This window comes from Xanthomonas sp. WHRI 8393 (genome assembly GCF_040203315.1).
Classification (GTDB): Bacteria; Pseudomonadota; Gammaproteobacteria; order Xanthomonadales; family Xanthomonadaceae; genus Xanthomonas; species Xanthomonas arboricola.
The window spans coordinates 640,661-661,659 of sequence record NZ_JBEGGL010000001.1 but is presented as its reverse complement, the minus strand read 5'-3'; the positions used below and the strand labels follow the sequence as shown (position 1 = coordinate 661,659).

Here is a 20,999-nt window from a genome sequence, read left to right as displayed (position 1 = left end):
CCCGCGCAGGTGGTTCGCCCATCAGAAACGCAGCCAATGCCATCCCGTCCTATTCGGCCAGCTCACGCATGACCTTGATCAGGTCGGACTTGCCCTCGAAGCCGATACCCGGCAATTCCGGCATCACGATGTGTCCATCCTGGACCTTGACGCCATCCGGAAACCCGCCATATGGCTGGAACAGGTCCGGGTAACTCTCATTGCCGCCCAGACCCAGGCCTGCGGCGATGTTGAGCGACATCTGATGACCACCGTGCGGGATGCAACGTGCGGGCGACCAGCCGAACTGCTCCAGCACCTCCAGCGTGCGCAGATACTCGACCAGGCCGTACGACAGCGCGCAATCGAACTGCAGGTAATCGCGGTCCGGGCGCATGCCGCCGTAGCGCAGCAGGTTGCGTGCATCCTGGTGCGAGAACAGGTTTTCGCCGGTTGCCATCGGCCCCGGATAGAATTCGCTCAGGGCGGCTTGCAGCGCGTAGTCGAGCGGATCACCGACTTCCTCGTACCAGAACAGCGGATAGTCGCGCAGCATCTTGGCGTAGGCGATGCCAGTCTCCAGGTCGAAGCGCCCATTTGCATCCACCGCCAAGCGGGCCTGGCTGCCGATTTCCTCAAGCACCGACTCGATCCGGCCGCGGTCTTCGTCAATGGACGCGCCACCGATCTTCATCTTGACCACGTTGTAACCACGGTCCAGATAGCCGCGCATCTCCTTGCGCAAGGCACTGTTGTCCTTGCCCGGGTAATAGTAGCCACCGGCTGCATAGACGAAGACGCGCGGATTGGCTTGCCGGCCTTTCATCTGCGCCAGATAGCGGAACAGCGGCATGCCGGCGATCTTGGCGGTCGCATCCCAGATCGCCATATCCAGCGTGCCCACTGCGACGGAGCGCTCGCCGTGACCACCCGGCTTTTCGTTGGACATCATCGCCTTCCAGATCCTGGACGGATCCAGATTGTCGCCGGCGTCGTTGCACAGCGATGCACTGTCTGCCTCCAGGATGCGATCGCGAAAGCGCTCGCGTATCAGCCCGCCCTGTCCATAGCGCCCATTGGAGTTGAATCCGTAGCCGACGACCCGACGGCCGTCGCGCATCTGATCGGTGACCACCGCCACCAGACTGGCGGTCATCTTCGAAAAATCGATGTAGGCGTTACGGATCGGCGAGGAGATCGGCTTGGTGATTTCAACGACATCGATGATACGCATTGGGTGGTCTCCCGCAGGTTGGTGTGAGTTATGGATCGGTTGAAGAGGCTGCGACAGGCATGGGCTCGCCCGCTTGTTGACGACGCATGATTTCCCGGGTCTTGGACAGATCCAGCGCGCCATCCCACTTGGCAATGGCGAGCGTGGCGACACTGTTGCCGATCAGGTTGACCACCGCCCTGGCCTCGTTCATGAAGCGATCGACGCCCAGCAGAAGCACCAGCCCCGCAACAGGCACCGTGTCGATGGTGGAAAGCGTGGCGGCCAACGCAACGAAACCCGCGCCAGCGACACCGGCCGATCCTTTCGAGGTCAGCAACAACACCCCAAGCAAGGCAATCTGTTGGTAGACCGGCAGCGGCGTATTGGTCGCTTGCGCTACAAAGATGGCTGCCATGGTCAGGTAGATACAGGTGCCGTCCGCATTGAAGGTGTATCCGGTGGGCAGAACCAGGCCAACCGTCGATTTGCGCACGCCGGCCAGTTCGAGCTTCATCATCATGCGCGGCAGCACGGCTTCGGTGGAACAGGTTCCGAACGTGACAAGTATTTCGTCCTTGATGAACCGGAGAAGGTGCAAAAGTGGAAAGCCCGTCCACCGTGCGATCGCTCCCAGCACCACAAACACGAACAGTGCCGACGTCACGTAGACGGCCAGCATCAAATGCCCCAGCGACCACAGGGTGGCGAGGCCATACTTGCCGATCGTGAAAGCGATGCCCGCACCGGCGCCCAGTGGCGCGAGTCGCATCACCATGTTGATCATCTTGAACAGTGCCTGCAGCCCGTTATCGATGAGATCGACCAGGGGCTTTCCACGCTCGCCCAGCTGCAATAGCCCCACTGCAAACAACACCGATACCAGGATGACTTGCAGCATGCTGCCTTTGGCGAAGGCGTCCACCAGCGTGGTGGGAATGATGTTCAGCACAAAATCGATCATGCCAGCATCGTCTTTTGCGCGATCGACATACTGTCCGATCGCACTACTGTCGATCGAACCGGCATCGATGTTCATGCCCTCGCCGGGGCGGATGATGTTCACCACGACAAGACCAATCGCCAGCGCGAGTGTCGACACGACCTCGAAATAAATCAGCGCCTTGATGCCGGTTTTTCCGACCTCTCTGACGCTTCCCATCTTGGCGATCCCGACCACGACCGTTCCAAAGATGATCGGTGCCAGAAGCATCTTGATGAGCTTGATGAAACCCTCCGCAACAGGCTGCAAGACCACACCCAGATGCGGCCACACGTAGCCCACCAGACCGCCAATGACGATGGCGATCAGGACCTGCACGTAGAGTTGGCCAAGCACCTGTCTTATGCCACTTTGTTTCTGCATGATCGCCCGCTCCCGTCGACATGCGAACCCACCGGAATTGCCGCTTGCTGGACAACCTGCCTGTGGAGGCGTTGCAAGCTCGAGTCGGAGCGTAAGTGCCAGCGCCCAAACGCTGCCAATGCCTTTTTTATGCGCTTGATGCACAATCGGCATCATGGAACTGACATGGCTCGAAGACTGCTTGGCGTTGGCTGAGACCCTGAATTTCTCGCGCGCCGCACAACGTCGCTTTGTCACCCAGCCGGCCTTCAGTCGGCGCATTCATGCCCTCGAAGAATGGTTGGGCACGCCGCTGTTCACGCGCTCGCGCAAGGAAGTGCTGATGACGCCGGCCGGCGAAGCGTTCGTTCGCAAAGCATCCGGGTTGGTCTCGGGTATTTACGCTGCGCGGCAGGAAACACTGGAAGTGGCCGGGCGACACCGGCCTGCGTTAGCGTTCCTCGCCACCCATGTTCTTTCTTTCACGTTCTTTCCGGCATTTGTCAGGCGCATCGAATCAAACACCGGTATCGGTGCGTTTCAGCTGGTCTCCGACACGCTCAGGGCGTGCGAAAAATTGATGCTGCAAGGGGCAGCGCAATTCCTGCTCTGCCACCATCATCCGCGGATGCGTCTTGGGCTGGACACGGAACAGTTCGAGCGGGTTGTGGTCGGCAACGATGTGCTCCAGCCCTTCAGTGCAGCGAAGGAAAACGGCGACGGCAGTCCGCGTTGGTCGCTTGCCTCAACCGATGCAATGCCCTTGCTGTCCTACAGTGCAGATTCCGGCCTGGGCCGCATCATCGCCGGGCATCCAGCGTTCAAGGATGTGGAGCCGCGCCTGACACCTGCGCTCACTTCCGATCTTGCAGCGACCTTGCTGGCCATGTGCCGCTCTGGTGCCGGGATCGCGTGGCTGCCGCGCACACTGGTGGAAGAGGACCTCGCCAAAGGGCTGCTGGTCCATGCAGCGCCCGGCGACACGCACTGGGATATCGGCATGGAGATCTGCCTGATACGTCACACCGGCGGCTTACCCCGGCAAGCCGAAGACATGTGGGAAAAGCTCAAGCAAGGCAAGCTGGAGACCTAGCGGGTGCGGCATGCGCGCTGCTGCGCGCTTCGAATCCAGCGCTTGCCGCCACTATCCGCCTGCGGGCCGTCCTGGCGCTCCCGCGCACAATCCTTCCATCACCGTCTCCATGAGCCAGGCCAGGCGTGGCTGCCAGTTCTCGGTGGCGTCGATCTGCCAGATCCCTGCGATCGCCAGGAAAAACTTGTCCGTGGTGATCCCTGGACGAATCGTTCCGGCCTTCTCGTTGGCATCCAGCAGCAATTGGGCGGCAGCGATCACGGGGGCATAGCCTGCGTTGCCTGCGCACTCCTTCGCGTTGGCGACAACCCGAAGCGCATCCGCCAGGCCCGCCTTGGTAATGGCGTATTCGGCCAGACGGTTCATCCACTCGCGTAGCGCCTGCTCCGGCGGACGCGTCTTCAGCAATTGCTCGGCGAACCCGGTGACCTGCAGCATTTCATGGCGATAGACCTCTACCACCAAGGCCTCCCGCGTCGGGAAGTGGCGGTAGAAGGTCCCTTGCCCGACGCCCGCCTTCTTGGCGATTGCGCTCAGTGGCACATCGGCCGAGCGCACCAGCTCCGCAAGCGCCACGGACAGGATGCGCTCGCGGTTTTGCAGTGCATCGGACCGCGTTGGCTTTTCCACACCCTGCTCCTCACTGAAATTATTGACAAACGGACAGTTGTCCGCCAACGTTTCAGGGCAAGCGGACTGTTGTCCGTTTGGATTCTACCCCTTCCGTACCCAGGAAACATCCATGAAGAACAGCGGCAACACCATCCTCATTACCGGCTCGACCTCTGGCATCGGCCTCGGACTGGCGCTGCGGCTCCAGCAGGCTGGCAACATGGTCATCGTGTCAGGGCGAAAGAAAGCGCTGCTGGATCAGATCACTGCCGAGCATCCAGGCATCGAGGCAATCGAAATCGACGTTGCGGACGCGGACTCCATCGTCCAGGCCAGCCGCGTGGCGGCCGAGCGCTACCCCGCCTTGAATGTGGTGATCAACAATGCCGGCATCATGCCGAGCGAGAACGTCTTCAAGCCAGAGTCCTTGCAGGCTGCCGAAGAGGCGATTGCCATCAACCTGCTCGGCACCATCCGCATGACCTATGCATTCTTGCCGCAACTTGCCGGCAACAACGACAGCGTCATCATCAACGTCAGTTCCGCGCTGGGCTTTGTGCCGTTCCCGGCTGCAATGACCTACAGCGCCAGCAAGGCCGCGGTGCACTCGTTCACCGAAGCCTTGCGTGTGCAGCTGGCCGACAGCACCGTGCAAGTCGTGGAGCTGGTGCCTCCGGGCGTTCGCACCAAACTGTACGGCCAGGGCAACGACGAACATGCCATGCCCCTGGACGAATTCCTCGACGAAGCACTGGCGCTGCTGCATGCAGAAAACACGCCAAAGGAGATTGTCGTGGAACGCGCCAGGTTTCTTCGCGATGCGGCGGCCAATGGCAGCTACGACGAGATGCTGGGAATGCTTTCTACCGTCAAGTTCTAGGGCTGGCGCAGAACATCCAACTCGTCAGCACGGCGCCACCGCCGTGCTGACGCCGGTCATTCACCCGTGGCGCATGAATGGCTGCAAGGCTGCTACCGCGAGATGCGCAGGCATGTTCGCCGCGCGCATCCAGTGCTTCCAGGTGAGCGCCTTTGAGACCTTTGCAGCGCGCGGACCATACCGGTGCGATGTGCAACCGGCTGGATCCATTCGGGTTGGCACCCGCTCCTCGCGAGGGTTCTTCCGATCCCCTGGAAACGGATCTCAGCGCGGCGCGGTCACTGCCCGATTGCGCGCAACGATCGTCTCGTGACTTGGCGGTGCGTCGGCGCCAAAGAACTCGGCCATCAGTGCATCGCGATGACCCGGTGCATCACCCTTCACTGCGGCCTTGAGCGCTGACGCCAGCTCAGCGGTCGGAAGCTCGGTGCAATACGCAGGCGTGCCTGGCTGCTGCCGCCATGAATCTGCAAGATTTCCCGCGTCGACCGAGTCGAACCCGGCAGCGTCGAGCAGTTGCTGCGCGATCGCCTTGCCGGCCGGACTGTCGCCTGCCACCGGGATGGCGATCCGGTTCTGCGTGCTTGCGGGCTTGCCGCGCTCAGCCAGTGTCCTGGCGAGCACGGCGTTGAATGCCTTGATGATGGGCCGACCAAGCTGCTCGCTGGACCAGACACTTTCCAGCTTGCCGCCGTCGACTTCCGGGATACTGGTGCCGAGCTGCGGGTAGTAGTTCGAGGTATCGATCACCACCACCTCTGCGGGTACCGTGGAGAACAGGCCGGCAACCTCGGGGATCCGGGCGAACGGGATGGACAGCACGATCACCTCGACGTCCTTGACCGCCTCTTCAGCGGCGACAGGCTCGGCGCCGATCGTTTCTGCCAATTCGCGAATGCTGTCGGGGCCTTTTGAACCAGCCAGTTTGACGACATGCCCGGCCGCGACGAATTTGCGTGCCAGGGTGCCACCGATATTGCCTGCGCCAATGATGCCGATGTTCATGTGTGCTCCTTCCGATGTGTGTGACGTGCTGCGGCTCACGCAGTGATGCGTGGATCGCGCCCGTATTGGGCAGGTGCGCCCAGGTGGTCGCGCAGCGTGGTGCCCCGGTAATCGCGATGGAACAGACCGCGTTGCTGCAGGATCGGCACGACTCCATCGACAAAGGCATCGATGCCGTCGTCATTGATATCCGGTGAGATCCAGAAACCATCGGCCGCACCTGCCTCGAACCAGGCCTGCATGTGGTCGGCCGCCTCGACCGCCGGGCCCACAATCACCGGGTGATAGTCGATGACGCCATGGGCCAGGATGTCGCGCAGGCTCCAGCCCTCCCGCGCGATCTGCAGCGCCTTTGTCGAGCGAGGATCATGCGGCGACGGGCGTGCCGCAGCCAGTTGCGCGGGTGACAGAGGCCGCTCGAGTGCAGCAGGATCCAGACGTAGCCCGAGCATCTGTTGCAGGTAACCCAGCCGCTGAGGAAACGTCTGCGCGGTCAGTGCAATCCGGCGATCCAGTGCCGCACGGCGATCCTGCGCGATTGTCGTCATCAGCCCTGGAATGAACTTGATCTCGTTCGGGTCGCGGCCGGCCTGCTTGGCGGCGTTGCGGAAGGCGGTGCGTTGCGCGCGGGCATCTTCAATGCTGAAACACGCACCGATCACAGCACTGGCATAACGTCCGGCCAGCTCCAACGCATTGGGACTGCCGCCGGCATGGAAGATCACCGGCTGGCCCTGCTCGGAGGGTGGTATGTACAGCGGTCCGCGGGAGCCGACGAACTTGCCTTGCAGGTTGATCGGCGCAATTTGCCTGGCGTCGGCAAACCGGCCAGAGGCCTGGTCGTGCAGCCAGGCATCCTTCCCCCAACTGCCCCACAACGCCTGCACCAGTTGCACGAACTCGTGCGCACGTGCGTAACGATCCGCGCTGGGCGGAATTTTTCGCCCGTAGTTCGCGGCGACATCCTCGCCACTGGAGGTCACCGCATTCCAGCCGGCACGCCCGTGGCTCATGATGTCCAGCGCCTTGAATTGCCGCGCAAGATTGAACGGCTCGTTGAACGTCGTGGAGCCGGTGGCCACCAGACCGATACGCTCGGTGCCGCGCGCAACGGCAGCCAGGGTCATCATCACGTCCAGGTTGAAGTGAGGCGCTTCGTTGTCGATATCGGCCACCGCGCTCGGACCGTCAGGCAGGAAGATGAACTGGAATTTCCCACGCTCGGCGGCCTGCGCCTGACGCACGCGGGCATCGAAGCTGGTGTAGTTGGTCGGATCCACCCACGGCATGCGCCAGGCTCCCGGCTGAGACCCGTAGCCATTGCCCAGGTGCAGGCCAATGATCATCGTCTTGGAGTGACTCATGCGTTCCTCGATCTGCAGTGGTGGTGCGTGCGTCCGGCGGTGGCAACCGGCGGAGACGGCGACGGCCGATCGCCGCCCGCAGTCTCGAAACCTCCCGGTTCAGAGTGCCCAGCAAAAAGGAGACACGCTCCGTTTGTGTCGGGAAATATATGGAGATACACTCCGGATATCAAGAGCCAGACTAACCGACCCATGTCCTCCGACGTTCAGCCACGCCCTCCCCGCGCCGATGCCCAACGCAACAGGACCCATATTCTCGAGGTCGCCGGCAACGCCTTTGCCGAGGAAGGCATCGACGTGTCGATGGACAGCATTGCCAAGCGCGCAGGCGTTGGCCCGGGGACCTTGTACCGGCACTTCCCCAGCCGCGACGCCCTGCTGGCAGCGCTACTGGAAACGCATTACGCCAACCTCGAGCAAGCACGCATGGCCATCAGGGCAGAAGAGCACGACCCGGGGCGTGCGCTGCAACGATGGATCGAGGCGTTGGGAAACTGGATGAATGCCTACGAAGGTCTTCCGGAGCCGCTACGGGCCGCATGGTCCCAGCCAAGTTCGGTGTTGATGCCGACCTGCCAATCCGTGGTCGAGGCCTCAGGCGTGTTTCTGCAGGCTGCACAACGCTCTGGTCAGGCGAGGGCATCGTTGACTGGCCGCGACATCTTTCTTGCCGCGCTTGCGATCGCCTGGGCAGGAGCTGCCAGCGGTGACGCGGACAGCGACGCGCGGCAGGCGCTGCAGGACGTGCTGCGCTCGGGCTGGGCGCTTCCTGCGTGAAAGGCACTTCCCTCGCCCCGCAAACCATCCCGCTCTCTACACAGAAGAACGCATCATGAAGCTAGGCATTATCGGCACCGGCCATATCGGCAAGACGTTGGTGAAAAAGTTGAGTTCGCTCGGCCATGAGGTCAAGGTTGCCAACTCGCGTGGGCCAGAGACGATTGACCTGCAACTGCTGTCCTCGGGCGCTCGCGCGGTGACTGCGCAAGAGTGTGTGGTCGATGTCGATGCCATCATCCTTTCGATCCCGTTGAACAGGATTCCGGAGTTCAAGCCGCTGCTGGCGCAGGTTTCAAGTGATGTCGTACTGATCGATACGTCCAACTACTACCCCGCGCGTGATAGCAAGATTGACGCGATTGAAGCGGGCCAGGTCGAGAGCCTGTGGGTGGCTGAGCAATTGGGTCGCCCGATCGCCAAGGCATGGAATGCGATCGGGTCTGGTTCGCTTGCCGAGAAAGGCCAGCCGGCCACTGCGCCCGGCCGTATCGCCATCCCCGTGGCGGCTGATCGCGACAACGATCGCGAGGTCGCGATGGCATTGGTGAATGACACCGGCTTCGACGCGTTTTATTCGGGCCAGCTGGCTGATTCCTGGCGCCAGCAGCCAGGAGCGCCTGCGTATTGCACCGATCTGACCAGGAGCGAGATGGGCGATGCACTTGCCAGCGCCGACCGCAGCCGACTGGCGAAACGTCGCGACCTTGCCGTGGCGGTCATGCAGGAAAGGCTGGGCGACTCCGCAACCAATCCCGATGCAGGCTTCGGCGCCCGGATCAGTAGAGCCATCTACATGTAGCCAGGCAGGTCGGCAACATCGCCATGTAGTCAGCGCGTTTTAAAACGCAGGCAGGTGTTGCCGAGCCTGAGGATGGCAAGACGGCGGTACGGCGAACAGCGGTTTGTGCCAGGCGTGCAGCCGCCCGTCCTGACTTGCGTCAGGAGCACCCCGACAGCTCGGGCGTTTTCTGAAGGGTGCGATGATAATTTAGTGACAGACATTCCAGTTTTGGACAAGGACGCCGTTATTGGGGAACCGGTGCCAGGCTCGCTAACAGCGTGGAAATCGATGCCTCCACTGATCTCTTCTGGGACGTCCATGATCGCCTTTCTTCAACGCTTCAACGTCGGCCACCGCCTGGCCGTTGCATTCGGAATCCTGATTCTTCTCTCAGGCCTGCTGGTGGCCACCGGCCTGAGCACGATGGCGAACGCACGCGCGCAGCTGGACTTCATCGTTCTCGACCGCACCGCCAAGATCCAGATCGGCAACGGCATGCTGGATGCCAACTCCTCGCTGCTGATCGCACTGGGCACGTATGCCATGGCGACAAGCGAGGAGCTCAACACCGAAGCGCTCAACACCATCAACGCCCAGCGCCAGCGCTACCAGGAGCTGCGCACCAGGCTGGATACGCTGTCCAGCTCGGAGGAAGGGCGGAAGATCCGTAACGAGATGGACGAGCGTCGGGCGACTTCCGTGAAGTTCAACGACGAAGTCATGGCACTGGCCGCCAAGAACGAGAACGCGCAGGCCCAGGACATCCTCAGCGAACAGGCGCGGCCTGCCACGCTCGCCTGGCAGGACAAGATCCGCGAGCTCGTCACCCGGCAGGAAGGACAGAGCAGACAGGCCTACGCAGAAGCAGTCCGGTCGATGGATCGCGGCAAGCTCCTGCTCATCCTCGGCGGTGCCGCGGTCGTGCTGGTCAGCAGCCTGCTAGCCTGGCTCATCACCCGCAGCCTGACCCAGCCGCTGGCACGCGCCACCAACGCAGCCGAGGCGATCGCCAATGGTCAGCTCGGCAACAACGTGCAGACACAGGCCAAGGACGAGACCGGCCGCTTGCTGCGCGCCATGCAGGGCATGCAGACACAGCTGCAGGCCCTTTTGACTGCACAGGGCGACATGGCCAAGCGCCACGACGAAGGCCAGACCAGCTTCCGCATGGATGCCCAGGCCTTCCCGGGCGACTACGGCCGCATGGCCGAGGACACCAATGCGCTTGTGGCCTCCCACCTGGCCGTGCAGTCCAACCTTGCACGGATCATGGGCCGCTATGCCATCGGCGACCTGAGCGAGAGCATGGAGCGCCTGCCCGGTGAGAAGGCCGTGCTGACGCAGACCATGGACGAGGTCAAGGCCAACCTGTCCGCAATGAACATCGAGATCAAGCAGCTGGCGCAGGCTGCCGCGGACGGTGACTTCACCGCGCGCGGCGATGCCGAGCGTTTCCAGTACGATTTCCGCATCATGGTGGAGAGCTTGAACCTGCTCATGGCCACCGCGGACAGCAACCTGCAATCGCTGTCTTCGCTGCTGCAGTCCATCGCCGCAGGCGACCTGACCGCACGCATGACCGGCGAGTTCAGGGGTGTGTTCGCGCAGATGCGCGATGACGCCAACACCACCGCCGCGCAGCTTGCCGAAATCGTTGGCCGCATCCAGCAGTCGGCCGTGTCGATCAATTCGGCGGCCAGCGAGATTGCCGCCGGCAACCAGGACCTGTCGCAGCGCACCGAACAACAGGCGGCCAACCTGGAGGAAACCGCTGCCTCGATGGAAGAACTCACCTCCACCGTGCGCCAGAACGCCGAGCACGCACGTCAAGCCAACCAACTGGCGATCGGCGCGGCAGGCGTGGCGTCCCAGGGCGGCGAGATCGTGAGCAAGGTGGTGGGCACCATGGCCGGTATCGAGGCCTCGTCCAAGAAGATTGCCGACATCATCAGCGTCATCGACGGAATCTCGTTCCAGACCAATATCCTGGCCTTGAATGCCGCCGTGGAAGCGGCACGTGCCGGCGAACAGGGGCGCGGATTTGCCGTGGTTGCCTCGGAAGTGCGCACGCTGGCCCAACGCTCCACCGCTGCGGCGAAGGAGATCAAGAGCCTGATCGACGATTCGGTCGAGCGGGTCGCCGAAGGCTCGACCTTGGTGCATACCGCAGGCGCCACGATGGCCGAGATCGTAGCCAGCGTGCAGCGCGTGACCGACATCATGGGCGAGATTTCCGCGGCGTCGCAGGAGCAGTCGGCCGGTATCGAGCAGGTCAACATCACGGTCACGCAGATGGACGAAACGACGCAGCAGAACGCAGCCCTGGTCGAGGAAGCGACGGCTGCAGCACGTGCGATGGAAGAGCAAGCGACGCAGCTGACCGAGGCGGTGGCGGTCTTCAAGATCGACGGACAGAAAGCTGTTCCGGTCGGCGCAGCTGCTGCCACATCAGCCATTGCGAACTCCGGCAGCAGGAAAACGGCAGCGCCCCTGAAGACACCTGCAAAGGTTGTTCCGCACCGGGCACCACGCAAACTCGAGTCAGTCACCGGCGCAACAGACGGCGCAGGCTGGCAGGAATTCTGACCAAGCCGCGGTGGGCCCGGATTTCCGGGCCCACCCGCGTTCTGCTCTTACGCATCATTGCGCAGCACGTGATCCGCGTGGGCGGTCGTACCGACCGCCCGGGCAAAGGTCATCATCGGACTTCAGACGCAAACGGTGCTCGAGGTCATGAACATCGACCAACGTCACCGCACGTCACCTTACTCCATCAACTCGAAGCTCGCCGTCAGTCCTGCAGCTTCAGCCGATGGCGCCACCCACACAGCGAATACATCCGGCTCCACGATCGGTTCCAATGCCTGACCGATGAACAACAGGTCCGCACGCCGCAACACGAACTCCACCGGCGCGCTACCGCCTGCTGGTACCGCGAGCTTGCGGAAATCCTTCAGTTCCCGCACCGGCCGGTTCACGCTGGCGCTGCGGTCGCGCACATACTACGGTTCGCGCACCCCGGTGGGCAGGCGCTCCCCATGTCATGGACGCCCTGCGCGCAGACGACCCGCACGGCAGCGACTCATTGCGCGATCAGGAAGACCGCATAGATGTTCTCGGTGTAGGTGATCGTGCCGGTCAGCAGGCTTTCGCCGAGGCCTTGCACCTTGCCATCTGCACCAGGTGGCGGCGGCGGCGGCGGTGGGGGTGCCGGTGGCGAGGGCGGCGAAACCACGGAGCTGGGCGTTGGCGCTGCAGGCGCAGACCAGGTGCCGGCTTCGACGCCGTAGGCAAAACTGGGCGCCACATCGGAGATGCTGTAGATCCCGGTCAGCCGCACGCCGTAGGCGCTGGCCAGCCCTTGGGCGGATTCCCGCGATTGCGTTGCGGCTTCGCGTTTGAGTTCGGCGCGCAGCTTGGCCGCATCGGCGTATGCACTCTGCATCGACAACACCTGGACATTCTCGTTGGCCTCCAGGCCACCCAGAAAGGCGCGCACGTCCTTCAGGGACGAGAAGGTGCCGCGGATCTTGCGCTCCACGCGGGTCCCCTGGAACACCGACTTGCCATTTTCGTAGCGCGACTGCGGGGAGATCGACAGCGACGAGGCATAGAGCGAATCCATCAGCACGTGGTTGCGTCGCAGGCCGTCCAATACCGATCGGGCGCGTTCCTCGACAAATTTGCGCGCCAGGTCAGGCTGCAGATCGGTGTTGCTGACCTTGAGATCTAGGATGAAACGGTCCGGATCAACCGTCCGCGAGGCTTGGCCCTTCACCAGCAAATGCGGCTGTGACGGCAGGCTGTTGACCTGCGCTGTCGCCGCGAGCGGCAGCATCAACAGGCTTGCGAAAATCCAGAGGGCAACTCGCTTCATCGGGGTCTTCCTTGATGAGATAGATGGTTATGGATGCATGGCCGAATGACTGAGCGCTGCGAAGTCCGCGCAGAGCCGGTCGACCGACGCGGCCGTGGTCGCCCACGAGGTCACGAAGCGGATCACCTGACTGCCATCGGCGCGCACTTCCCAGCGCTCGAAGTCGTAGCCTTGCGCCAGCTGCGCGGCCTGCTGCGCGCTGACGGCGATGAACTGCTGGTTGGTCGGCGAATCGCTGGTGAACTGCGCGCCAGCGGCCAGCAATCCCGCGCGCAGGCGCTGGGCCATCGCATTGGCGTGTGCGGCCAGCTCGAAGAACAGGCCATCTTCGAACAGAGTGGCAAACTGCGATCCCAGCAGCATGCCCTTGGCCAGCAGCGCGCCGCGTTGCTTGATCAGGTAGCGGAAGTCGGCCTGCAAGGCAGGAGTGACGATGACCAGCGCTTCGCCGAGCAATGCGCCGTTCTTGGTGCCGCCGATGTAGAACGCATCGGTCAGCGCGGCGATCGTGGGCAGATCCAGATCGTTGCCCTCGGCGGTCAGCGCGGCGCCCAGTCGTGCGCCATCCAGATACAGCAGCAGATCGTGCGCGCGACAGAAACGCGACAGCGCCTCGAGCTCGGCACGGCTGTAGATGGTGCCACTCTCGGTGCTGTTGGAGATGTAGACCAGGCGCGGTTGCACCATGTGCTCGTTGCCGTGCACATCCAGCAATGGCTGGATCAGCGCCGGGGTCAGCTTGTCGTGCAACGCGGGTACGGTCAGCACCTTGTGGCCGGTCGCTTCGATGGCGCCGGTTTCGTGCGTGGCGATGTGCCCCGCTTCCACCGCGATCACCGCCTGATGCGGGCGCAGGAACGCCGCGATCGCGGTCAGGTTGGTCTGGGTACCGCCGACCAGCAAATGCACCTCGGCCTGCGCCTGCGCGACTGCGCTGCGGATCAACGCAACCGCACGCGCGGTATGCCGATCGGTGCCGTAGCCGGCGTTCTGCTCGGCGCTGGCCTGCGCCAAGGCCTGCAGCAGGCGCGGGTGCGCGCCCTCGCTGTAATCGTTGCGGAAGCTGATGCGCGCAGCGTTGCCCTGCCCGTCCATCACAGCCCCTTGGCCGCCTGCGCGACCGCACGGAACAGCGCGCGACCCTTGTTCATGGTCTCCTGCCATTCCAGATCCGGGTCGGAGTCGTAGACCACGCCGCCGCCGGCCTGCACGTACAGATACCCATCCTGGATCACCGCCGTGCGGATCGCGATGGCGGTGTCGGCATCGCCGTGCCAGCCGATGTAACCGACCGCGCCGGAATAGACGTTGCGCTTGACCGGCTCCAGTTCGCGGATGATCTCCAGCGCGCGGATCTTCGGCGCGCCGCTGACGGTGCCGGCCGGGAAGGTCGCACGCAGCACGTCGCTGTAATTCAGGCCGGCCTTGAGCGTGCCGGTGACCTCGCTGACGATGTGCATGACGTGGCTATAGCGTTCGATCACGAACTGCTCGCCCACCTTGACCGTGCCCGGTTCGGCCACGCGGCCGACATCGTTACGACCGAGATCGATCAGCATCACGTGCTCGGCGCGCTCTTTCGGGTCGGCCAGCAATTCGACTTCCAGCGCCTTGTCCTGCTCGGGCGTGGCACCACGCGGGCGGGTGCCGGCGATCGGCCGCACGGTGACCACCCCATCGCGCAGGCGCGCCAGGATTTCCGGCGAGGAGCCCACCACCTGCGTGCCGCCCACATCGAGAAAATACATGTACGGCGAGGGATTGAGCGCGCGCAGCGCGCGATACACATCCACCGGACGCGCACGGAACGGCACGCGCAAGCGCTGCGACGGCACCACCTGGAAGATGTCGCCGGCGCGCACGTATTCCTGCGCCTTGCGCACCACCGCGTGATATTCCTCGCGGGTAAACGAGGAGTGGAAGTCCGACTCGTCGATCGCATCGGAAACCTGCGCCTGCGGATACCCGGCACCGCCCTGACGCAGCCGGTGCGCCAGTTCGTCCAGGCGCCGGTTGGCGCGCACATAGGCCTGCGGCTGGCGCGGGTCGGCGTGCACGATCAGGTACAGCCGATCCTTGAGGTTGTCGAACACCGCCAGCTCTTCGGACAGCATCAGCAAGATGTCCGGCGTGCCCAGCTCATCGGGTTTGTCGCCGCTGCCCAGGCGCGGTTCGATGTACTGGATGCACTCGAAGCCGAACCAGCCGACCAGGCCGCCAGTGAAGCCGGGCAGGCCGTCGAGCTGCGGCACCGAATGCTCGGCGCGCAAGGCGTCCACTTCGGCCAGCGGGTCGGCGACCTCGCGGGTTTCCAGCACTTCGCCGTGCTCGCTGATTTCCAGCGTATGCCCGCGGAAGCTGTACACGCGCCGCGCCGGCAGGCCGATGATGGAATAGCGCCCGAAGCGTTCGCCACCTTCGACCGATTCGAACAGATAGGTGTAGGGGCCGTCGGCGAGCTTCAGATAGACCGACAGCGGCGTGTCCAGGTCGGACAGCACTTCGCGGACGACGGGAATACGGGTGTGACCTTCAGCGGCCTGGCGCTGGAACTGCTCTGCAGTGATCAAGACGACTTTCCTTCCGGGACTCTGTGGCGGGGCGGACGACGGCAACGGGCCACCATCGCCACCAGCGGCGAGCGGAAGAGAAGGAGCGTGGAGTCGTCAAGCGGGACACGTCCCTACTGTAGCGCAACTGCCGCGCCAGGGCAGCAGGCCCGAGGCGAAAGCCAAGCAAATTGCGAAGCCGGGCGGGCCAGCCTGGCGCAGAACAGCCAGCCCACGCTCTACCGATTCCCCAATCCCGATTCCCGACTCCCCACCCTCAAGCGTTCCGCAACGGGCACTCCACCGGCAAATGCATCCGCAACCGCGCCGGCACGCATTCGATGCGGAAATGCAGCGAGGTCTCCGGCTCGCCATCCAGGTTCAAGGTCAGCGGCTGATGGGCGACGATCTCCAGCCACGGCAGCCGCGCGCGCACGGCCACACGTTCCAGCGCGGCCTGTTTGCCGCCGGTGACCAGGGTGCCGAGGGTGGCGGCCACTTCGCCGTTGAGCGCGGGCACGATCGTGACGTCGAGCAGGCCATCGTCGATCAGGGCCTCCGGGCACAGCGCCTGGCCGCCGCCGGCCTGGCGCCCGTTGCCCAGGCCAAGCGCGATGAACTCGCCTTCCCAGCTGAAATCCGGGCCGCTGAAGCGGGCGCTGATCGGGTCGATGCGGCCCAGCCGCGACATGCCGGTGATCAGATACGCCAGGCCACCGAGCATCTTCTTCAGGCCTTCGTCGGTTTCGACGGTGACCTGGGTGCCGAACCCGCCACTGGCGACGTTGGCGCACCAGTGCGGGCCGTGCTCGGCGTCGATGCGCAGCAGGTCGATCGGCTCGGCAGGGCGCTCGGCAATCAGCGTCAACGCAGCGAGCGGTTCGATCGGCAGGTTGGCGGCGGTGGCGAAGTCGTTGGCGGTGCCCAGCGGCACTAGGCCCAGCGATGGCAGCGTGGCGGCATCGGCGGTGTGATGCGCCAGCGCCGCGGCCACTTCGCTCAAGGTGCCGTCACCGCCGGCCGCGATCACGGTGTGGGCGCCGTCGGCAACCGCTTCGCCGACATAGCGCTCGGCATCGCCGTCTTCCCAGGTGACCCGCACCTCAAGCTGGATGCCACGCTTGCGCAGCGCTCCCACCGCCTCACGCAGGTCCAGATTGTCGGTGGACTTGCCGTTGAGGATCAGACGCCAGTGGGACGCGGCCATGCACGCTGCCAATGCTGTGGGGGTGGTGGACGCAGGCTAGCAGCGGCCCGCTGCGCGCATCGTGAATACGCAATGTCGCCGGGCTGTCATCGGCATGTCACCGAGAACCCGGAGAGTGGAAGGCCATAGCAGGGACGACGGGCGGAGGCAGGATCAGCCTCCAATTTTCTCGAAGGCCGCTCCAAGGGGAGCGGCCTTCTCTTTGCGTGCCGCGGCGGCGCGCAGGGCGCGCTCAGGCGCCGGCGGCGAACGCGACCAGGCGCTCGCCGTCGAGCCGGTAGACGGTCCAGCCGTCCATCGGGCGCGCACCGGCCACCTGATAGAAGTCGATGGCCGGTTGGTTCCAGTCCAGCACCGACCATTCGAAACGCCCGCAGCCACGCTGCACGGCCAACCGGGCCAGGTGCCGCAGCAAGGCCAGACCGGCACCCTGCCCGCGCGCCTGCGGGCGCACGAACAGGTCTTCCAGATACAGGCCGTTGCGGCCGAGCCAGGTCGAGTAATTGAAGAAATACACCGCAAATCCCAGCGCCTGGCCGTCCTGCTCGCAGATCAGCGCATGCGCGGTGGCGCCCTCGCCGAACAGGCTGGCGCGCAGGTCCTGCGGGCTGGCCTTGACCGCATCGGGCTCGCGTTCGTACACCGCCAATGCAGTGATCAGCTCATGCAGCAGCGCCACATCGTCGGGCGTGGCGGCGCGGATCTGCAGCGCAGGCGCGCTCATCGCACCGCATCCACCGCCGCGCGCATCTGCGCGATCACCTGCGCATAGTCGGGCGCGTTGAAGATCGCCGAGCCGGCGACGAAGGTGTCGGCACCGGTGGCAGCGATCGCGCCGATGTTGTCGGCCTTGACCCCGCCATCGATCTCCAGCCGGATCGGCTTGCCCAGCGCGTCGATCTTGTTGCGGATGGCGCGCAGCTTGTCCAGCGCCGAGGGAATGAAGGCCTGCCCGCCAAAGCCGGGATTGACCGACATCACCAGCACCAGATCCAGCTCGGGCAGCACCCAGTCCAGAATGTCCACCGGGGTGGCCGGGTTGAGCACCAGGCCGGCCTGGCAGCCGTGCGACTTGATCAGCTGGATCGTGCGATGCACATGGCGGCTGGCTTCGGGATGGAAGCTGATGGTGGTGGCGCCGGCCTCGGCGAAGTCCGGCACGATGCGGTCCACCGGCTCGACCATCAGGTGCACGTCGATCGGCGCGGTGATGCCGTGCTTGCGCAGCGCCTGGCACACCATCGGGCCGATGGTGAGGTTGGGCACGTAATGGTTGTCCATCACGTCGAAGTGCACCCAGTCGGCGCCGGCCTTCAGGACGTTGTTCACTTCCTCGCCCAGACGGGCGAAATCGGCGGACAGGATGGACGGGGCAATCGCCGTCGGTTGCATGGGCAGCTCGTCAAGGAACGGAAAACACATTGTCGCAGGCGCGCAAAGCCAGTGCATCCGTAGCGGTCCAGCCTGCGTATGCAGCTGAACCGGCGCACCGCGCCCTTTCGCCAAGGACACCGCATGAAGACCACCCCGCTCGCCTCCGCTGCGCTCGTTTTGATGGCCCTCGCCCCGTCCGCCTGGGCCCAGACCGGCCCGGCCGACTGGTCAGGTTTCTCGATCGGCGCCAATGTCGGCGGTGCCGACGTCAGCGGCGTTTCCGGCGGCCGCTTCGGCTTTGACACCAACCTGGATGGCCGCGACGGCGACCAGGTCAGCACCCCGACCGGCGCCGATGCCTTCTCGCCCGGGTTCTGCGGCGGCGCGGCGGCCGGGCGCACCCCGGCCAGCGGCTGCAGCAAGGACAAGGGCGGCGCCGAATACGGTGCGCGGCTGGGCTATGACTGGCAGGCCGGCAACTGGGTCTACGGCGTCGTTGCCGAGTACACCCGCAACGACCTGCGCGACAGCGTCAGCGCCTTCAGCACCACCCCGGCGTTCTACACCTTCACCCGCCAGCTCAACCGCACCGCCGCACTGCGCGGCCGGATCGGTTACGCCTTTGGCGCGCAGGGCGACTTTCTGGCCTATTTCACCGCTGGCGTGGCACGCGGCGAGTTCGATCACAGCTTCTCCAGCAGCAACACCGCCAACAGCTTCACCAGCAGCGGCGGCGACAGCGCCGACGGCTACCAGGCCGGCCTGGGCCTGCAGCGCCGCCTGAGCGACAACGTCTCGGTCGGTGTGGAATACCTGTTCACCCGCCTGCAGGACGAAGACACCCGCGTGCGGGTCGGGCCGGGCACTGCGCCGGCGACCAACCCGTTCCTGCGCGTCAATCCGGCCGGCACCGACCTGCGCCGCAGCGATACCGACTTTTCGTCGAATGCGGTGCGCCTGACGGCGACCTATCGCTTCTGAGTGTTCGGCGCCTGAGTGACCGCGCCTGACCTGTCATGGGTCGGGCGTTTTCATTTTTGGCGCCCATGCTGACCCTGTGCGGGCGCTGGCAGCGATATTGCAGCGTAGGCTGGATCAGCGTTTGCGCAGGCGCTGGATCCGATCGTAGGCCGCATTGATCTGGCTGGCCTTCTTCTCCGCCTGGCGGCGTGCTTCCGGCTCGGCGTTGGCCACCTTGTCGGGGTGGTAGCGCGACATCAGCCGGCGGTAGGCCAGGTCGATCTCGGCGGTGGTGGCGTCCGGCTCCAGTCCCAGCGCTTCGTACGGGTTGTCGGCGCGGCGCTTGAACCAGCCGGCGTCCACCGCATGCCCGATCGCCAGGCCGATCATCAGCCCGAGTACCGGCGCGCCGCGGAACAGCAGGGCGCCGGCCAGTGCGCCGAGCAGTTTTCCGTACCAGGACATGGGCAATCGGGGGCGGGAAGGCGGGCTGGCGATCTTACCCGAACGCCCGCCCGGCCTGGCTGACGCGGCACGCACGCCGGCCGCCGGGGCGGCTCCAATAAATCCAGCGGCGCGCGCCGAAGCGCCGTACACTACGCGGCCCGCTGCCCACCCGCGGGCCCGCCGGGTCCCGGGGACAGCGTCATTGCGACGTCCTTAGGAGTGCCTGTGTCGACCACGCTGTTGCAATCCGATCTGCCCGGCCTGCCGTTGCGTCACCGTGGCAAGGTCCGCGATGTCTTCGACATTCCCCGCGAGCGCCTGCCCGCCGATGCGCCCCCGGGCGATTATCTGTTGATGGTGGCGACCGACCGCCTGTCCGCGTTCGACGTGGTGCTGCCCGACCCGATCCCCGGCAAGGGCGAGATGCTGTGCCAGGTCTCCAACTTCTGGTTCCACAAGACCGAACACCTGATGCCCAACCATCTGGTCGACATCACCGTGGAGCAGGTCTTGCCCGAAGGCGTGGACCCAGCGCTGTATGCCAAGCGCGCCGTGGTCACGCGCAAGCTCAAGCCGGTGCCGGTGGAAGCGATCGCACGCGGCTATCTGATCGGCAGCGGCTGGAAGGATTACCAGCGTACCGGCAAGATCAGCGGCATCGAACTTCCCGACGGCCTGCGCCAGGCCGAGAAACTGCCCGAGCCGATCTTTACCCCGTCGACCAAGGCCGCGGTCGGCGACCATGACGAAAACATCGACTTCGATGCGATGGTCATGAGCGTCGGCGCCGAGCTTGCCGAACGCGTCCGCGATGCCACCTTGCGCATCTACCGTTTCGCCGCCGATTTTGCCGCCGAGCGCGGCATTCTGCTGGCCGACACCAAGTTCGAATTCGGCACCGATGCCGATGGCCGCCTGTACATCATGGACGAGATGCTGACCCCGGACTCGTCGCGTTACTGGCCGGCCGACCAGTACGAACTCGGCACCAGCCCGCCCAGCTACGACAAGCAGTTCGTGCGCGATTATCTGGAAACCCTGGACTGGGGCAAGACCGCACCCGGCCCCAGCCTGCCGGCAGAAGTGATCGAACGCACGCGCGCAAAATATGCCGAGGCATTGCAGCGGTTGGCGGGCATTTCGGTCGATTGATCTCCAAGGCCCCGCTCCCGGGGCTTTGAGGCTGTAGTAAAGCAACAATGGCGGGCAGCGCTCTTTATTGAGCGCTGAAAGATGCACCTGACGCAGTCTGTTGCCAAGAAAAGTCGCAATGGCGCTCCCATACTTTTCATTCCGCAGCCGCGCCGGACAGAATCCGCTGTATTACTACGTCATTGCGATTCCTGCAGACAGTGTCGCCGGATGCAAGAACAACCCGGCATGCGGAACATATGGCGACAGGCCGATCCAACGCTCGAAGACCGTCACTGGCGAGAGCTGCCATGCCGCCGCACCGGGCCAGTATGTCGGCGACTGCGCGCAGGGATGGGTGGGTGCGGATGCTCTCGATGTATTTTCAAACGGGATATAGTC

19 protein-coding genes and 2 pseudogenes are annotated in these 20,999 nt (G+C 64.3%); 8 read left to right on the top strand and 13 right to left on the bottom strand.

The window, feature by feature from the left end; genetic code table 11:
- Positions 1-49: 49 nt before the first annotated feature.
- Entirely contained in the window at positions 50-1,213 is a 1,164-nt protein-coding gene (locus tag ABQ137_RS02845) for a mandelate racemase/muconate lactonizing enzyme family protein (RefSeq protein WP_184457380.1), read from the bottom strand.
- A gap of 28 nt (positions 1,214-1,241) precedes the next feature.
- A complete protein-coding gene (gene dctA / locus ABQ137_RS02840; protein WP_349781096.1) occupies positions 1,242-2,714 on the bottom strand; it encodes a C4-dicarboxylate transporter DctA in 1,473 nt (490 codons plus the stop codon).
- Between dctA and ABQ137_RS02835 the strand changes: the two genes are divergently transcribed.
- Positions 2,713-3,630: a LysR family transcriptional regulator gene (locus ABQ137_RS02835; RefSeq protein ID WP_051750189.1), complete on the top strand. Its 918-nt coding sequence runs from the start codon at positions 2,713-2,715 to the stop codon at positions 3,628-3,630. The two genes, dctA and ABQ137_RS02835, sit on opposite strands and share 2 nt — an antisense overlap.
- A 51-nt stretch (positions 3,631-3,681) precedes the next feature.
- On the opposite strand, the gene ABQ137_RS02830 is transcribed toward ABQ137_RS02835, so the two are convergent.
- Positions 3,682-4,260, bottom strand: a complete 579-nt coding sequence (locus ABQ137_RS02830; RefSeq protein ID WP_039522468.1) for a TetR/AcrR family transcriptional regulator — start codon at positions 4,258-4,260, stop codon at positions 3,682-3,684.
- A gap of 112 nt (positions 4,261-4,372) precedes the next feature.
- Here ABQ137_RS02830 and ABQ137_RS02825 point away from each other — a divergent pair, with 112 nt between their 5' ends.
- Positions 4,373-5,122 (top strand): SDR family oxidoreductase, encoded by a 750-nt coding sequence (locus tag ABQ137_RS02825; protein ID WP_184457386.1) that lies wholly within the window; start codon positions 4,373-4,375, stop codon positions 5,120-5,122.
- Positions 5,123-5,386: 264 nt separating this feature from the next.
- On the opposite strand, the gene ABQ137_RS02820 is transcribed toward ABQ137_RS02825, so the two are convergent.
- A complete protein-coding gene (locus ABQ137_RS02820) occupies positions 5,387-6,127 on the bottom strand; it encodes an NADPH-dependent F420 reductase (RefSeq protein WP_184457388.1) in 741 nt (246 codons plus the stop codon).
- 35 nt (positions 6,128-6,162) lie between these two features.
- On the bottom strand, positions 6,163-7,491 hold the full coding sequence (locus ABQ137_RS02815; RefSeq protein WP_184457391.1) for an NtaA/DmoA family FMN-dependent monooxygenase: 1,329 nt from the start codon (positions 7,489-7,491) through the stop codon (positions 6,163-6,165).
- 192 nt (positions 7,492-7,683) lie between these two features.
- Between ABQ137_RS02815 and ABQ137_RS02810 the strand changes: the two genes are divergently transcribed.
- The 3 genes from ABQ137_RS02810 to ABQ137_RS02800 all read left to right on the top strand — a co-directional run bounded on the left by ABQ137_RS02810 (position 7,684) and on the right by ABQ137_RS02800 (position 11,638).
- Entirely contained in the window at positions 7,684-8,268 is a 585-nt protein-coding gene (locus tag ABQ137_RS02810; protein ID WP_065050354.1) for a TetR/AcrR family transcriptional regulator, read from the top strand.
- Positions 8,198-9,070 (top strand): NADPH-dependent F420 reductase, encoded by an 873-nt coding sequence (locus tag ABQ137_RS02805; protein WP_226426938.1) that lies wholly within the window; start codon positions 8,198-8,200, stop codon positions 9,068-9,070. Before ABQ137_RS02810 ends, ABQ137_RS02805 begins: the two co-directional genes overlap by 71 nt.
- Before the next feature lie 300 nt (positions 9,071-9,370).
- Positions 9,371-11,638 carry a methyl-accepting chemotaxis protein gene (locus ABQ137_RS02800; RefSeq protein WP_184457393.1) on the top strand — a complete coding sequence of 756 codons (2,268 nt, stop codon included), beginning with the start codon at positions 9,371-9,373 and terminating at the stop codon, positions 11,636-11,638.
- Between the two features lie 179 nt (positions 11,639-11,817).
- On the opposite strand, the pseudogene ABQ137_RS02795 reads toward ABQ137_RS02800, so the two are convergent.
- From ABQ137_RS02795 to rpe, 7 genes and pseudogenes are all read right to left on the bottom strand, one after another.
- Positions 11,818-12,054, bottom strand: a pseudogene (locus ABQ137_RS02795) (fibronectin type III-like domain-contianing protein); the annotation flags it as partial.
- An 80-nt stretch (positions 12,055-12,134) separates the two neighbouring features.
- Positions 12,135-12,929 (bottom strand): SIMPL domain-containing protein, encoded by a 795-nt coding sequence (locus tag ABQ137_RS02790; RefSeq protein ID WP_184457395.1) that lies wholly within the window; start codon positions 12,927-12,929, stop codon positions 12,135-12,137.
- A gap of 27 nt (positions 12,930-12,956) precedes the next feature.
- Positions 12,957-14,024, bottom strand: coding sequence for a threonine aldolase family protein (locus ABQ137_RS02785; RefSeq protein ID WP_184457397.1), 1,068 nt, complete (start codon positions 14,022-14,024; stop codon positions 12,957-12,959).
- Positions 14,024-15,499 (bottom strand): anthranilate synthase component I, encoded by a 1,476-nt coding sequence (gene trpE / locus ABQ137_RS02780; RefSeq protein ID WP_046345463.1) that lies wholly within the window; start codon positions 15,497-15,499, stop codon positions 14,024-14,026. Before trpE ends, ABQ137_RS02785 begins: the two co-directional genes overlap by 1 nt.
- A gap of 256 nt (positions 15,500-15,755) precedes the next feature.
- Positions 15,756-16,685, bottom strand: coding sequence for a lipid kinase YegS (gene yegS, locus ABQ137_RS02775; protein WP_349781091.1), 930 nt, complete (start codon positions 16,683-16,685; stop codon positions 15,756-15,758).
- 232 nt (positions 16,686-16,917) lie between these two features.
- On the bottom strand, positions 16,918-17,409 hold the full coding sequence (locus ABQ137_RS02770) for a GNAT family N-acetyltransferase (RefSeq protein ID WP_226426940.1): 492 nt from the start codon (positions 17,407-17,409) through the stop codon (positions 16,918-16,920).
- Positions 17,406-18,077 (bottom strand): ribulose-phosphate 3-epimerase, encoded by a 672-nt coding sequence (gene rpe / locus ABQ137_RS02765; RefSeq protein ID WP_349781088.1) that lies wholly within the window; start codon positions 18,075-18,077, stop codon positions 17,406-17,408. The genes ABQ137_RS02770 and rpe overlap by 4 nt, the downstream gene beginning before the upstream one ends.
- A 123-nt stretch (positions 18,078-18,200) precedes the next feature.
- Between rpe and ABQ137_RS02760 the strand changes: the two genes are divergently transcribed.
- The gene (locus ABQ137_RS02760) at positions 18,201-19,040 is read left to right on the top strand and encodes an outer membrane protein (protein WP_039511280.1); all 840 of its coding nucleotides are present in this window, start codon (positions 18,201-18,203) and stop codon (positions 19,038-19,040) included.
- 114 nt (positions 19,041-19,154) lie between these two features.
- Here the strand turns inward: ABQ137_RS02760 and ABQ137_RS02755 are convergent, their stop codons facing one another.
- Entirely contained in the window at positions 19,155-19,484 is a 330-nt protein-coding gene (locus tag ABQ137_RS02755; protein WP_016901358.1) for a J domain-containing protein, read from the bottom strand.
- Positions 19,485-19,691: 207 nt separating this feature from the next.
- Between ABQ137_RS02755 and ABQ137_RS02750 the strand changes: the two genes are divergently transcribed.
- Together ABQ137_RS02750 and ABQ137_RS02745 are read left to right on the top strand one after the other, a co-directional pair.
- The gene (locus tag ABQ137_RS02750) at positions 19,692-20,618 is read left to right on the top strand and encodes a phosphoribosylaminoimidazolesuccinocarboxamide synthase (RefSeq protein WP_349781086.1); all 927 of its coding nucleotides are present in this window, start codon (positions 19,692-19,694) and stop codon (positions 20,616-20,618) included.
- A 148-nt stretch (positions 20,619-20,766) separates the two neighbouring features.
- Positions 20,767-20,997 (top strand): annotated as a pseudogene (locus tag ABQ137_RS02745) (hypothetical protein); the annotation flags it as partial.
- Positions 20,998-20,999 lie beyond the last annotated feature (2 nt).